At 64.6% G+C, this 12,553-nt stretch carries 11 protein-coding genes; 4 read left to right on the forward strand and 7 right to left on the reverse strand.

Going from position 1 to position 12,553, the window contains the following annotated elements:
- Positions 1-113: 113 nt before the first annotated feature.
- Both PMI42_RS38190 and PMI42_RS29945 read right to left on the reverse strand, forming a co-directional pair.
- A complete protein-coding gene (locus PMI42_RS38190) occupies positions 114-332 on the reverse strand; it encodes a hypothetical protein (protein ID WP_008141505.1) in 219 nt (72 codons plus the stop codon).
- A gap of 185 nt (positions 333-517) precedes the next feature.
- Positions 518-1,495, reverse strand: coding sequence for a magnesium transporter CorA family protein (locus tag PMI42_RS29945; RefSeq protein ID WP_008141507.1), 978 nt, complete (start codon positions 1,493-1,495; stop codon positions 518-520).
- Between the two features lie 338 nt (positions 1,496-1,833).
- Here PMI42_RS29945 and PMI42_RS29950 point away from each other — a divergent pair, with 338 nt between their 5' ends.
- Positions 1,834-2,520: a L,D-transpeptidase gene (locus PMI42_RS29950; protein WP_008141509.1), complete on the forward strand. Its 687-nt coding sequence runs from the start codon at positions 1,834-1,836 to the stop codon at positions 2,518-2,520.
- 36 nt (positions 2,521-2,556) lie between these two features.
- Here the strand turns inward: PMI42_RS29950 and PMI42_RS29955 are convergent, their stop codons facing one another.
- Positions 2,557-3,654 (reverse strand): extensin family protein, encoded by a 1,098-nt coding sequence (locus tag PMI42_RS29955; RefSeq protein ID WP_008141511.1) that lies wholly within the window; start codon positions 3,652-3,654, stop codon positions 2,557-2,559.
- A gap of 65 nt (positions 3,655-3,719) precedes the next feature.
- Between PMI42_RS29955 and PMI42_RS29960 the strand changes: the two genes are divergently transcribed.
- Together PMI42_RS29960 and PMI42_RS29965 are read left to right on the forward strand one after the other, a co-directional pair.
- Positions 3,720-5,348 (forward strand): fatty-acid--CoA ligase, encoded by a 1,629-nt coding sequence (locus tag PMI42_RS29960; protein ID WP_008141514.1) that lies wholly within the window; start codon positions 3,720-3,722, stop codon positions 5,346-5,348.
- 132 nt (positions 5,349-5,480) lie between these two features.
- Complete coding sequence (locus tag PMI42_RS29965) at positions 5,481-6,335, forward strand: DUF1499 domain-containing protein (protein WP_008141516.1); 855 nt, start codon at positions 5,481-5,483, stop codon at positions 6,333-6,335.
- A 120-nt stretch (positions 6,336-6,455) separates the two neighbouring features.
- Here PMI42_RS29965 and PMI42_RS29970 read toward each other — a convergent pair whose 3' ends face one another.
- The 4 genes from PMI42_RS29970 to PMI42_RS29985 form a co-directional block, all read right to left on the reverse strand.
- Positions 6,456-7,376 (reverse strand): MBL fold metallo-hydrolase, encoded by a 921-nt coding sequence (locus tag PMI42_RS29970; protein WP_008141518.1) that lies wholly within the window; start codon positions 7,374-7,376, stop codon positions 6,456-6,458.
- Between the two features lie 169 nt (positions 7,377-7,545).
- Positions 7,546-8,760, reverse strand: coding sequence for an acyl-CoA dehydrogenase (locus tag PMI42_RS29975; RefSeq protein ID WP_008141520.1), 1,215 nt, complete (start codon positions 8,758-8,760; stop codon positions 7,546-7,548).
- Between the two features lie 131 nt (positions 8,761-8,891).
- Positions 8,892-9,968, reverse strand: coding sequence for a 3,4-dihydroxy-2-butanone-4-phosphate synthase (ribB, locus tag PMI42_RS29980; protein ID WP_008141523.1), 1,077 nt, complete (start codon positions 9,966-9,968; stop codon positions 8,892-8,894).
- A gap of 190 nt (positions 9,969-10,158) precedes the next feature.
- Positions 10,159-11,889, reverse strand: coding sequence for a cation:proton antiporter domain-containing protein (locus tag PMI42_RS29985; RefSeq protein WP_008141525.1), 1,731 nt, complete (start codon positions 11,887-11,889; stop codon positions 10,159-10,161).
- 67 nt (positions 11,890-11,956) lie between these two features.
- On the opposite strand from PMI42_RS29985, the gene PMI42_RS29990 reads away from it, so the two are divergent.
- Positions 11,957-12,484, forward strand: a complete 528-nt coding sequence (locus tag PMI42_RS29990) for a DUF3124 domain-containing protein (protein WP_008141528.1) — start codon at positions 11,957-11,959, stop codon at positions 12,482-12,484.
- Positions 12,485-12,553 lie beyond the last annotated feature (69 nt).

Raw genomic sequence — 12,553 nt, forward strand, 5'->3', positions numbered from 1 at the left:
TGGATTGCTTCGTCGCAAGAGCTTTTCGCAATGACGGATGGAAACAACGTCAGGGAAGCAAGGCGATCCAGACAAAGCCGCCGCAAGACCTGGATCGCCCTTACCTTCCGTTCTCAATCGGCGCGGAAGCGACGCGACTGTTCACGCAGCCGGGGAGCTGCGGCATCAAATGCAGTCGAGCAGTCGTCGTCGTTCTCGCCGTCGAGCAGCGGAGCACCACAGTGCCGGCACAGGCGTGCCGACATCGACGACGCCTTGCCGCTCGCCAGGGTCTGACGATAGTGCGCCAGATCGATGACGTTGCGGGGCGACGTTATGTGTTTTTCAACCATGGTTGTTCCTCGCGGCTACGCACTGCTTATCGCAGACAAGTTTCGCGCAAACGTTCAGCCCACCGCTCAAATTTTACCGGAGGAATTGGGGCGGCAGGCACGCATCACCGCGCGGCCGCAATCCCGCTCTATTCTGCGACACCAAGCACGGTGTCTCTACGAACGCCGTAAGGTCTCGGTAGGTATCACAGCCACTTCTTCCACTTGAAGATCCAGTACGGCACGATGGCCGCGATCAGCATCAGCACCAGCGCAAACGGATAGCCGTGCGCCCATTCGAGTTCCGGCATCGCCTTGAAGTTCATGCCGTAGATCGATGCGATCAAGGTCGGCGGCATCAGGACAACGGCCATGACCGAAAACAGCTTGATGATGTTGTTCTGCTCGAGATTGACGACGCCGAGCATGGCGTCGAGCACGAAGGTGATCTTGCTCGAGAGATAGGAGGCGTGGTCGGTCAGCGAGGAGACGTCGCGCTGCATGGTCTTGAGCTGCTCGCGCATGTCCTTCGACCATTTCACGCCTTCCACCACCGCCGAGAGGAAGGCGACGACGCGGCCGATCGAGACGAGGCTCTCGCGCACCTTGGAGGTCAGATCGCCCTTGCGGCCGATCGAGATCAGGATCTGGGAATATTGCTTGGCGTGGCCGTGGCGCTCGCTCTCGGGCTCGAAGATGTCGTGGCTGACCTGGTCGATCTCGGCACCGCAGCGCTCCAGAATGTCGGCGCAGCGGTCGATGACGGCGTCCAGCAGCTCCATCAGCACCATTTCGCCGGTGATGCCCGGGGTGCAGGAGCGGGCCAGCTTGGCCTCGACCAGGGCGAACGGCTTTGGCTGGTCGTAGCGCACCGTCACCAGGCGGTGGTCGCCGAGGATGAAGGTCACCGCCGTGGTCCGGGGCATGTCGGTATCGGAATGGCACATCAGCGTCGCCGTCATGTAGCGCGCGCCGTTCTCGATATAGAGGCGGCTGGAAATCTCGATCTCCTGCATGTCCTCCCGGGTCGGGATGGCGATCCCCGCCAGTCGCTCCACCGCCTTGTCCTCGGCCGCGCTCGGATTGACGAGGTCGATCCAGACCGCGTTCTCCGGCAACGCCGTGAGATCCTCGATGACGGCCTTCCTGAGGGAGGTCTCGGAGGGAACGAACACAGAAAACATGCACAACTCCAGCAGGGGCCTGCGACAGAGTGACAGCCCTTAGCGCGATTCTGACAAGTTCAAGATGACAAGCACATTAACGGAGCGTTTGCATTTGTGGCGGCGGCGTGGCCCAACCGTGGCATGGAATCGACAGTTCGGCAGCCCGCGCCCGAAAATCCGCGCAAAGCCGCAAAACTTGCGGCAAAAAAGCCACAGCTGGGGTCTTGCAGCGCGGGAAAGGGTCCGAAACGCTGGAATTGTGGCAGATTTCAACGATAATAGCGGCCAACGGAGTCGTGGTTTTGGGCTTGGCTCAAGCTCCGCAAAAGCTTGTTGTTGTCGATTGGAACCAAATCATGTCGTCGCTGAAAGTTAAGCTGGGTATTTTGGCCGCTGGCCTGATGCTGTCGGGCTGCATGCAGGCCACACATTTTGAGGCGACTGACACCAAGGCTTTCAAACCGAAGGACAAGGAACTCCTCGCCAAGGTCCGGTACGAAAACACCCCGGTCGCCGAGCCGTTCCGCCGCGCCATCGTCGACTACCACCGCAAGGAATCGCCGGGCTCGATCGTGGTCGATTCCGACAACCACTATCTCTACTACGTGCAGGATGGCGGCAAGGCGATCCGCTACGGCATCACCGTCGGCGAAGAGGCGATGGCCTGGTCCGGCATCGCCAAGGTGGGCAGCAAGACCGAGTGGCCGGCCTGGCATCCGACCCCGGGCGAAATTTCACGCCTGGGCGTGCCGACCTATGTTGCGCCCGGCCCGGACAATCCGATGGGCTCTCGCGCGATCTATCTTTACTCCGGCGGAAAAGACACGTTGTTCCGCATCCACGGCACCAACCAGCCGGAATATATCGGCGCCTCGATCTCGTCGGGCTGCATCCGCCTGACCAACGAGGACGCGATCGACCTCTATGATCGCGTCAAGGTCGGCACCATCGTCGTGGTGCTCGAGCCGAAGCATGGCGACTCCCCCTACAATTCGCGTCTGGCGCTTGGCGCCGGCGGAACCGGCCAGGCGGGCAGCTACTGATCGCCGTCTGATCGCGAACATTCAAAAGCGCCGGTCTCACCGGCGCTTTTTTGTTGCGGGCCTGGACGGCTTGTCCGCCGGCTTCTGCCTGGGCGCCGGAGATTTTTCCGCCGCCTCGTCATCAGCTCCGTCCTTTGCCTCAGGCTTGTTCGTCTCGGGCTTGTTCTCGGGCTTGGCCGCGACCTCGCGCGGCGGCGCCTCCTCGGGCCGTTCCGCCGGCAACAGCGGTGCGACCTGCGGCAGGGGATCCCAGACGTTCCACTGGCAGATCCGGTAGTCGTTGCGCCGCTGCGCCAGATCAAGATGGATGTGGTCCTCGTGGTACCAGTCCGACCCCGGCCCGAGCACGGTGGAAAAGCGCGCGCAGACCGAATGCAGCACGCGCTCGCGCACGTCGCGCGACAAGGTGCGGTCGGTCAGACCGATCGACTGCCCGTTGGCGAGCTTGATGGCGCGGACATCGAGCGCGTTGGCCTTGCCGTGCTCGGACAGCATGGCGCCGACCACACGGTTACGGCCGCGGCACTCAAAACTGTCGAAATTGTCGAGATCGCTGATGGTCGAGCCGAGGCTGGTGGCCAGCGGCACCATGTCCTTGCGCACCCAGTCGGCAATCGCGGACGCCATGGTGCAGCGGAGGACCGCCGCCGGCTTGACCGCGACCTTGCGCTTGTCGGGCAGCACGATGGCCTCCAGACGTACCAGATCCTCGCCGCCGCAGGCGCCGGGGCCACGGATATCGGGGATGGAGGGCGCGATCGCGATCTCCTCGGTCAGCGCCAGGCGGCAAGCCGAGAGCTGCTTCTCGGGCGGCGGCGCAGCCTCGGCGGGCTTGTTGGGGCTCGGCTTGTCGGAAGACGGCTTCCCATCCGCCTCTGGGGGTGCCTCCTCCGATGCCTTGGGAGCCTCTTCGGGGCGCGGTTTCGGTAGCGGGATCTTGGCCGAATGAACCGTCGCGCGCGGCCGTGGTGCAGCAATGCCAAAGATATCGAGCGGCGCAGCATATTTCCGCGCCTCAGCCGGATCCCCAAGCAAGAGCGTCAGCCCCAGCGCGGCGGTAACCATTGCCGCGCCGGTGGACATATAGCCGCGACAAGACCATTTGCGGCGAAAGTCCGGCAGGCTAAAACTCATGACAATTCTTTGCCCCAGCGCTGAGAGCGATAACAAAGTCCAGCCTTACTCGGAGGAACGTCTGAATGCTTGGTCTGATGCAAGATTGGCCCCTGCTCTGCCACCGGATCATCGAACACGCCGCCAGGATTCATGGCCAGCAGGAGGTCGTCACGCGGTCGGTCGAGGGACCGATCCATCGCACCACCTACGGCGAAATCCACAAGCGCGCGCTCAAGGTCTCGCAGGTGCTGGAGCGCGACGGCATCAAGCTCGGCGACCGTGTCGCGACGATCGCCTGGAACACCTGGCGCCATCTCGAAGTCTGGTACGGCATCATGGGGATCGGCGCCATCTGCCATACCGTCAATCCCCGCCTTTTCCCCGAACAGATCGCCTGGATCATCAACCATGCGCAGGACCGCATCGTGATGACCGACATCACCTTCGTTCCGGTCCTGGAGAAGATCGCCGACAAGCTGCCAAGCGTGGAACGCTACGTCGTGCTCACCGACAAGGCGCATATGCCCGAGACCACGCTGAAGAATGTGGTGGCCTACGAGGACTGGATCGCAGAGGCCGACGGCAAATTCAAATGGAAGGACTTTGACGAGAACACGGCGGCAGCGATGTGTTACACGTCAGGCACGACCGGCGATCCGAAGGGTGTGCTGTATTCGCATCGCTCCAACGTGCTGCACGCGCTGATGGCCAACAATGTCGACGCGCTCGGCACCAGCGCCTCCGAGACGATGCTGCCGGTGGTTCCGCTGTTCCACGCCAACAGCTGGGGCATTGCCTTCTCCGCGCCCTCGCAGGGCACCAAGCTGGTGATGCCCGGCGCCAAGCTCGACGGCGCCTCGGTCTATGAACTGCTCTCGACCGAGAAGGTGACCCATACCGCGGGCGTTCCCACGGTGTGGCTGATGCTGCTCCAGCACATGGGCGCCAACAATCTGAAGCTGCCCGACCTGAAGATGGTGATCTGCGGCGGCTCGGCGATGCCGCGCTCGATGATCAAGGCCTTCCTCGACATGGGCTCCAACGTGCGCCACGCCTGGGGCATGACCGAGATGAGCCCGATCGGCAGCGTCGCGGCGCTGAAGCCGCCGTTCCAGAACGCCGCCGGTGAGGCGCGGCTCGACGTGCTGCAGATGCAGGGCTACGCGCCCTTCGCGGTCGAGATGAAGATCACCGACGATGCCGGCAAGGAACTGCCCTGGGACGGCAAGACGTTTGGCCGCCTCAAGGTCTCAGGACCTGCCGTCGCCAAGGCCTATTACCGCGTCGACACCGACATCCTCGACGAGGAGGGCTTCTTCGACACCGGCGACGTCGCGACCATCGACGAGGCCGGCTATATGCGGATCACCGACCGTTCCAAGGACGTGATCAAGTCCGGCGGCGAATGGATCTCCTCGATCGACCTCGAAAACCTCGCGGTCGGCCATCCCGCCGTGGCGGAAGCCGCCGTGATCGGCATCTATCATCCCAAATGGGACGAGCGTCCGCTGCTGATCGTGCAGCTCAAGCAGGGCCAGCAGGCCACCCGCGAGGACATCCTGAAATACATGGACGGCAAGATCGCCAAATGGTGGATGCCCGACGACGTCGCCTTCGTCGACGGCATCCCGCATACGGCCACGGGCAAGATCCTGAAGACCGCATTGCGCGATCAGTTCAAGGAGTACCGCTTCCCGAACGCGGCGGCGTAAGGCTCGGTGCCACCCTCCCCGTCAGGGGAGGGTGAACGACCCTTGAATTTGCCGCCGGGCCATGGTCTCAACGGCGCATTGTCGCGCCAATTCGGCCGGCACCGCCCCCAACTATCCGGCAGAGCTCACCCGATGGCCCGCAGGTTTTCCGCTCCCTATCAGACGGAGCCCGTGTCCAGCCTCGCCAGCTGGGCACGCAATCTGGCCGTGTTCGCGGTGGTGGCGGTCGTGGTCTCGATCGTGATCGTCCGCTTCGGCTTTCTGGAGCCGAAGCCGGCGCTCGTCACCTTCTTCGGCGGCCTTGCGATCGCCGGGCTCTCGATCCTTTTCGGCCTCGCCGGCTTTGCCGCGATCTGGCAGAACGGCTCGCGCGGCATGGCGCGCATCCTGCTCGCCTTCCTGATCGACGGGGCGATCCTCGCCTACCCCGCCTATCTCGGCCTGCAATACAGCAAGCTGCCGCCGATCCACGACATCACCACCGACCCGATCGACCCGCCCCGCTTCGACGCGTTGGCGAAGCTGCGTGCCAGCGACGGCGCCAATACCGCCGTTTATGCCGGCCTCTATTCGGCCGAGCAGCAGCGTCAATTCTACCCCGATATCGAGCCGATCGAACTCGAAATCCCGGTCGATCGCGCCTATGCGATCGCGCTCCAGCTGGTCAACAAGCGCAAATGGCTCGTCATCGACGAGCGCGCGCCGCAGCCACCGCGCCGCATCGGCCGCATCGAGGCAGTGGCACGCTCGCCGATCATGGGCCTGCGCGAGGACATCTCGATCCGGGTCGTCCCCGACGGCGAGGATTCCCGCGTCGATATCCGCTCCGCCTCGCGCTATTTCGAGAGCGACCTCGGCAGCAACGCCGCCCGCGTGACCAAATTCATCGACGATCTCAACACCGCCGCGGACGCCGATGCGCTCAAGCCGGTGAAGAAGACGCCGGTGGCGCCGCCGAAAGCGCCGGCGAAGACGGTGAAGAAGTGACGCGATAGAGCGTCATCCCGGGGCGCGCTTTAGCGCGAGCCCGGGATCCATCGCGCCGCAGAGTTTGTCGATGGATGGATTCCGGGTTCTCGCTTCGCGAGCCCCGGAATGACGGGCGGGTTAACCCGCCATCCGATACGTCCCGCCGATCACGGGATCGCCATCCGTCGCGACCACGCCGCGCGCGACGAGGTCTTCCAGATGCGCCAGCACGGAATAGCCGGCCGCCGTCGTCAGCCTGGGATCGATGCCGATATAGATCGCGCGCACCATGGTCGGGATGTCGGTCTCGCCCTTGGCGAGGCGATGCAGGATCGATGCCTCGCGCGCCTTGCGGTGACGGATCAGGAAGCGCACGAAGCGCTGGCCCTCCGGAATCTCGGGGCCGTGGCCGGAGAAATACAGATCCTCCTCGCGCGCAGCGAGCCGGTCGAGCGAGTCCATGTAGTCGATCATCGAGCCGTCGGGCGGCGCCACGATCGAGGTCGACCAGCCCATGACGTGGTCGCCGACGAAGTTGAATTTCCGCTCGGGCCAGGCAAAGGCGAGATGGTTGGCGGTATGGCCGGGCGTCGCCACCGCCTCCAGCCGCCAGCCGTCGCCTTCGACGACATCGCCATGGGCGATCCGGATATCGGGCACGAAGTCGCGATCGGAACCGGATTCCGGATTGTGCTTCTCGCTCTCGAAGCGCGGGCGCGAGGCGCGGTGCGGGCCCTCTGCATAGACAGGCGCGCCGGTCGCCTGCTTGATCCGCGCCGTGTTCGGCGAATGGTCGCGGTGGGTATGGGTGACGAAGATATGGCTCACCGTCTCGCCGCGCACGGCATCAAGCAGCGCTGCGGCATGGGCCGCATCATCAGGACCGGGATCGATGATCGCGACGTTACCCCGGCCAACGATGTAGCTGACCGTGCCGGTGAAGGTGAACGGGCTCGGATTGTTACAGAGCACCCGCCGCACGCCGGGGCGGACTTCCTCGACGATTCCGGGCTGAAGCGGGAAATTGCGGTTGAACGGGACGTCGTCGTTGTCGGACATGGGACTTCCTGTGCACTGCAGCCCCACTCTGCCGTCATACCCCGCGAAAGCGGGGTATCCAGTACGCCGTGGCGTCGGTGGCGAAGGCGAGGTCTCTGGAATACTGGATCGCCCGCCTTCGCGGGCGATGACAGCGGAGCAAACGAGCCACGACCGGAGAACGCGGCGTTCAGAAAAACGCCTGGATGCCCGTGATCGCGCGGCCCAGGATCAGGGCGTGGACGTCGTGGGTGCCCTCGTAGGTGTTGACCGTCTCGAGATTATGGACGTGGCGCATCACGTGGTACTCGGCCGAGATGCCGTTGCCGCCGTGCATGTCGCGCGCGACGCGGGCGATGTCGAGCGCCTTGCCGCAATTGTTGCGCTTCATGATCGAGATCATCTCGGGCGCGAACTTGCCCTCGTCCATCAGGCGGCCGACGCGAAGCGAGCCCTGCAGGCCGAGCGCGATCTCGGTCTCCATGTCGGCGAGCTTCTTCTGCACCAGCTGGGTCGCGGCGAGCGGCTTGCCGAACTGCTTGCGGTCGAGCGTGTACTGCCGGGCGCGATGCATGCAGTCCTCGGCCGCGCCGAGCGCGCCCCAGGAGATGCCGTAGCGGGCGCGGTTGAGGCAGCCGAACGGGCCCTTCAGGCCGGAGACGTTGGGCAGCAGCGCATCCTCGGGCACCACGACGCCGTCCATCACGACCTCGCCGGTGATCGAGGCGCGCAGCGACAGCTTGCCGCCGATCTTCGGCGCGGAGAGGCCCTTCATGCCCTTCTCCAGCACGAAGCCGCGGATCTGGTTGTCGTGCGCGGCCGATTTGGCCCAGACCACGAACACATCGGCGATCGGCGCGTTCGAGATCCACATCTTGCTGCCGGTCAGCCGGTAGCCGTCCGAGACCTTCTCGGCACGAGTCTTCATGCCGGCCGGATCTGAGCCGGCGTCGGGCTCGGTCAGGCCGAAGCAGCCGACCCACTCGCCGCTGGCGAGCTTGGGCAGATATTTCTTGCGCTGGTTCTCATCGCCATAGGCGTAGATCGGGTACATCACCAGCGAGGACTGCACAGAGTTCATCGAGCGGTAGCCTGAGTCCACCCGCTCGATCTCACGCGCGACGAGGCCGTAGGCGACGTAGCTCGCATTGGCGCAGCCATATTCCTCAGGGAGCGTGATGCCGATCAGGCCAAGCTCGCCCATCTCGTTGAAGATCTCGCGATCCGTCGTCTCTTCGAGATAGGCCTTGGTGACGCGCGGCAGCAGCTTGTCCTGGGCGTAGGCGCGCGCGGTGTCGCGCACCATGCGCTCGTCTTCGGTCAGCTGCTCGTCGAGCAGGAACGGATCGTCCCACTGGAAAGAAGCCGCAGCCGGCTTGTCCTTGGCCTGAGGGCGCACGCTCATGAAACGTCCTTTCGCATCTGGTTCCGTCAAAATTTGCCCGACAAACTAAAGCGCCGCGGCAACAAGTGCAAATGCATCCTGGTTTCGGTCATTCCGGGGCACGCAACCGCGCGAGGCCGGAAATGACGTCGTCAGATTTCAAGCTGCTCGTTGGCGACGATCTCGATGCCGAAGCCCGACAGGCCCTTGTAGTCGTGCACCGAGGACGTGAGATGGCGGATCGAGGTGACGCCGAGATCGCGCAGGATCTGCGCGCCGACGCCGACTTCGCGCCACTGACGGTTGCGATCGGCCTCGGTCGCGCTCTCATCGGGCAGCGCCGCCACCGGAACACCGGCCGCGCCGTCGCGCAGGTAAACCAGCACGCCGCGGCCGGATTTCTTGAAATGCTCGAGCACGGCCGCCATGCGCTTGTGGCCGGTGAAGATATCCTTGACGATGTTCGGCTTGTGGAAGCGCGTCAGCACGTTCTTGCCGTCGCCGACGCCGTTATAGACGAAGGCGACGTGGGCGATGGAGTCGAACGGCGAACGATAGGCGTAGCCCTGAAGCGGTCCGATCGGGCTCTCGGTGACGAAGGTCGAGACCCGCTCGATCAGCTTCTCGCGCGCCTGGCGGTAGGCGATCATGTCCGCGATGGTGACGTGCTTGAGCTTGTGCTGGGCGGCGAAGCGGGCGACCTGCTCGCCCTTCATCACGCTGCCGTCGTCGTTCATCAGCTCGCTGATGACGCCGACCGGCGGCAGGCCGGAGAGCTTGCAGAGGTCCACCGCCGCCTCGGTATGGCCGGAGCGCAGCAGCACACCGCCGTCCTTGGCGATCAGCGGGAAGATGTGGCCGGGCCGGGCGAAGTCGTTGGCGCCGGCATTGGGATTGGACAGCGCGCGGCAGCACGAGGCGCGCTCCTCGGCGGAGATGCCGGTGCCGCCGTCGGGCTTGTAGTCGATCGAGACGGTGAAGGCGGTGGTATGCGCGGAATCGTTGTGGGCCACCATCGGATCGAGCCGCAGCCGGCGCGCATCCTCGCTGGTCACGGGCGCACAGACGATGCCGGAGGTGTGGCGGATGATGAACGCCATCTTCTCGGCGGTGCAGAGCGAGGCGGCGACGATCAGATCGCCCTCACCCTCGCGGTCCTCGTCGTCGGTCACGACGACGAGCTCGCCCGTGGCGAAGGCCTGCAAGACTTCCTGGACGCTATCGGGCATTTCCCAATCTCTATCGTTGATGGGCCGGAGGCTTAGCCGGACGCCTTAGCCGGACTTGGCGCCAAGCGCTAGTGTCCTGGACGCAACCGCATATGCCCGATGGCGGGCCGGCCCGCGGGCCTCAGGCTTGCACCGAAGATACCAGGGATATAGGCGCGCAGGGCCCGGACGGAAGGCGGCCACGCCCCCGTCAAGGCAGCACCTCGCGCCGCTCGCCGAGCCGCTGGTCGAGCTCGGCGCGCTTGTCCGCGAGCAGGCCGGCCTGGGCGGCTTCGATCACGGTAAACAGCTCATGAGCGTCGCTGAGCCGGGTCACGGTGACGTAGCTGGCGCCGGCCTCGTAGAGCTCGCCGACATCCGACAAGAGATCGGCCGTGGCGACGATCATGGCGGTGGGGTTGAGGGTGCGGACGTGGCGGACCAGCTTCTCGTTGCTGGCCCCCTTCAGCAGCGCATCCGGCACGCTGAGGATGATCATCTCGGACTTGCCGACGCCGGCATGGAGCAGCGTGTCGGCGCTGCTGATGTCGCCATAGATCACGTGCAGGCCGCGCGACAGCAACGTCTGGTACACATTGGGATTGAAGTCGATCACGGTGATCTGCTCGAGCAGCACCGGGGCCTGCCGCTCGATCTCGGCCAGCAGCGCGCTCGCCGCACGGAAAAAGCCGAGGATGACGATGCGGCGGGCCTCGCCATGGCCGCCCTCGTGCCCCTCCTCGCCATGGCCGTTGCCATGGTCGAGGTCCTTCAGGCCGATCCGCTTCAGCGGGCCGATCGCCCAGCGGGTGATCTCGTCGCTGCGGCTCATCGCGAAGGTCGAGAGCACGGCCAGCACCACGAAGGCGAAGGAGGCCGCATTCGCCGTCTCGGCCGCGATATGGTGGTCTGCGACGCCGGTCTGGATCACCACGAGCGAGAACTCGGATATCTGCGCAAGATTGAGGGCCGGCAGCAGGCTGGCGCGCAGGCCCTGCTTCATCAGATAGAGCGGGGTGAAGGTGGTGACGAGGCGGCTCGCCACCGTGAACGCCGCGATCATCAGCGCCAGCCCGATCACGGAGAGGCCTGGCACGGGAATGGTCATGCCGAGCGCGACGAAGAACAGCGTGATGAAGAAGTCGCGCAGCGTCGTGACCTTGGCGGTGACGTCGAGCGCGTACGGGAAGGTCGAGAGCGAGACGCCGGCGATCAGGGCGCCCATCTCGCGCGACAGCGACAGCCGCTCCGCGGTCTCGGCGACGAGGAAGCACCAGGCGAGCGCGCCGAGCAGGATCAGCTCGGGGCGGCGGGCGATCTGGTGGAACAGGCGCGGCAGCACATAACGGCTGACCAGCAGCGCGGCGGCGACCAGCACCGCGACGCGGCCGATCGACAGCAGGATGACGCTGACTTCCAGATTGGCGAGGCTCGGCTGCACCGCCAGGAACAGGATGGCGAAGATGTCCTGGAGCACCAGCACGCCAAGCGTGATGCGGCCCGGCAGCGTATCGAGCTCGCGCTTCTCGTAAAGCACCTTGACGATGATGACGGTGCTCGACAGCGCACAGGCGACGCAGAGATAAATCGCGTCGAAATGGCCGCCGCCGAGCGACAGGCCGATGCCGACGAAGAACAGCACCCCGAGCAGGCAGCCGCCGAGAAGCTGTCCGCCCGCCGCGAACAGGATCACCTTTCCCGCCCGCACGATCTTCTTGAGGTCGATCTCCAGCCCGATCATGAACAGCATGAAGATCAGGCCGAGCTCGGAGATGACGCTGATCGATTCCTGCGACTTGACCCAGCCGGCACCGAATGGACCTATGCAGAAGCCGGCGATAAGGTAGGCCAGGATCAGCGGCTGCCGGGAGAAATGGGCCAGCAGGCCCAGCATCCAGGCAAACAGAATACAGAGAGTGATGTCGCGAATGAGCTCGTGCATGCCAAATTGGTCCGTTTTGCCGCACCCTAGTGACCGAGTGCAACGCGGCAAGCGAGCAATTCGTCACATGCGGATCGTGCTCTGGCTGATAGCCCTGCTAGGTCCGTTGCTGTCCGCTGCCCCCCTTAGCGCGCAGCCCAAGGTCAATATCGAGCAAAACTTCGCCGATTCGCTCACCGCACTGCCAAAGGAGGAACTTGCCGTCTCCGGCGGGTTCTACGTGCCCGCCTATTCCAGCGTCGCGATGAGCCAGGGCAAGCTGCGCGTCGACTTCTCGGTGACCTTGAGCGTGCACAACGCCTCCGAGACGCAAGCACTGGTGGTCAAACGCATCGCCTATTTCGACACCGCAGGCAAGCAGGTCGAGAGCTATCTGAAGGCGCCGGTCGCCCTGAAGCCGCTCGCCACCGTCTCGATTTTCATCCCGACCGACGACGTCCGCGGCGGGACCGGAGCCAACTTCCTCGTCGACTGGGCCGCCACGGGCGAGATCGCCGAGCCGGTTGTCGAGGCCTTGATGGTTGGCGGCGTCGCCAATGCGCATTACGCTTTCATCAGCCAGGGACGCCCGACCAGGACGGCCACGAGGAAATAGAGGTGGTCCCCCCCGGACGACCAGCACGACGTAAGGCAAGCCGGCGCAAAGCCGGCCGCTCAACAAGAA

Origin of the sequence: Bradyrhizobium sp. YR681 (assembly GCF_000282615.1) — a bacterium.
GTDB lineage: Bacteria > Pseudomonadota > Alphaproteobacteria > Rhizobiales > Xanthobacteraceae > Bradyrhizobium.

What these genes read in the sequence shown, in the direction of transcription:
- PMI42_RS38190 (WP_008141505.1), bottom strand. Translation starts at nt 332, where the DNA reads ATGGTTGAAAAACACATAACGTCGCCCCGCAACGTCATCGATCTGGCG.
- PMI42_RS29945 (WP_008141507.1), bottom strand. Translation starts at nt 1,495, where the DNA reads ATGTTTTCTGTGTTCGTTCCCTCCGAGACCTCCCTCAGGAAGGCCGTC.
- PMI42_RS29950 (WP_008141509.1), top strand. Translation starts at nt 1,834, where the DNA reads ATGTCGTCGCTGAAAGTTAAGCTGGGTATTTTGGCCGCTGGCCTGATG.
- PMI42_RS29955 (WP_008141511.1), bottom strand. Translation starts at nt 3,654, where the DNA reads ATGAGTTTTAGCCTGCCGGACTTTCGCCGCAAATGGTCTTGTCGCGGC.
- PMI42_RS29960 (WP_008141514.1), top strand. Translation starts at nt 3,720, where the DNA reads ATGCTTGGTCTGATGCAAGATTGGCCCCTGCTCTGCCACCGGATCATC.
- PMI42_RS29965 (WP_008141516.1), top strand. Translation starts at nt 5,481, where the DNA reads ATGGCCCGCAGGTTTTCCGCTCCCTATCAGACGGAGCCCGTGTCCAGC.
- PMI42_RS29970 (WP_008141518.1), bottom strand. Translation starts at nt 7,376, where the DNA reads ATGTCCGACAACGACGACGTCCCGTTCAACCGCAATTTCCCGCTTCAG.
- PMI42_RS29975 (WP_008141520.1), bottom strand. Translation starts at nt 8,760, where the DNA reads ATGAGCGTGCGCCCTCAGGCCAAGGACAAGCCGGCTGCGGCTTCTTTC.
- ribB (WP_008141523.1), bottom strand. Translation starts at nt 9,968, where the DNA reads ATGCCCGATAGCGTCCAGGAAGTCTTGCAGGCCTTCGCCACGGGCGAG.
- PMI42_RS29985 (WP_008141525.1), bottom strand. Translation starts at nt 11,889, where the DNA reads ATGCACGAGCTCATTCGCGACATCACTCTCTGTATTCTGTTTGCCTGG.
- PMI42_RS29990 (WP_008141528.1), top strand. Translation starts at nt 11,957, where the DNA reads ATGCGGATCGTGCTCTGGCTGATAGCCCTGCTAGGTCCGTTGCTGTCC.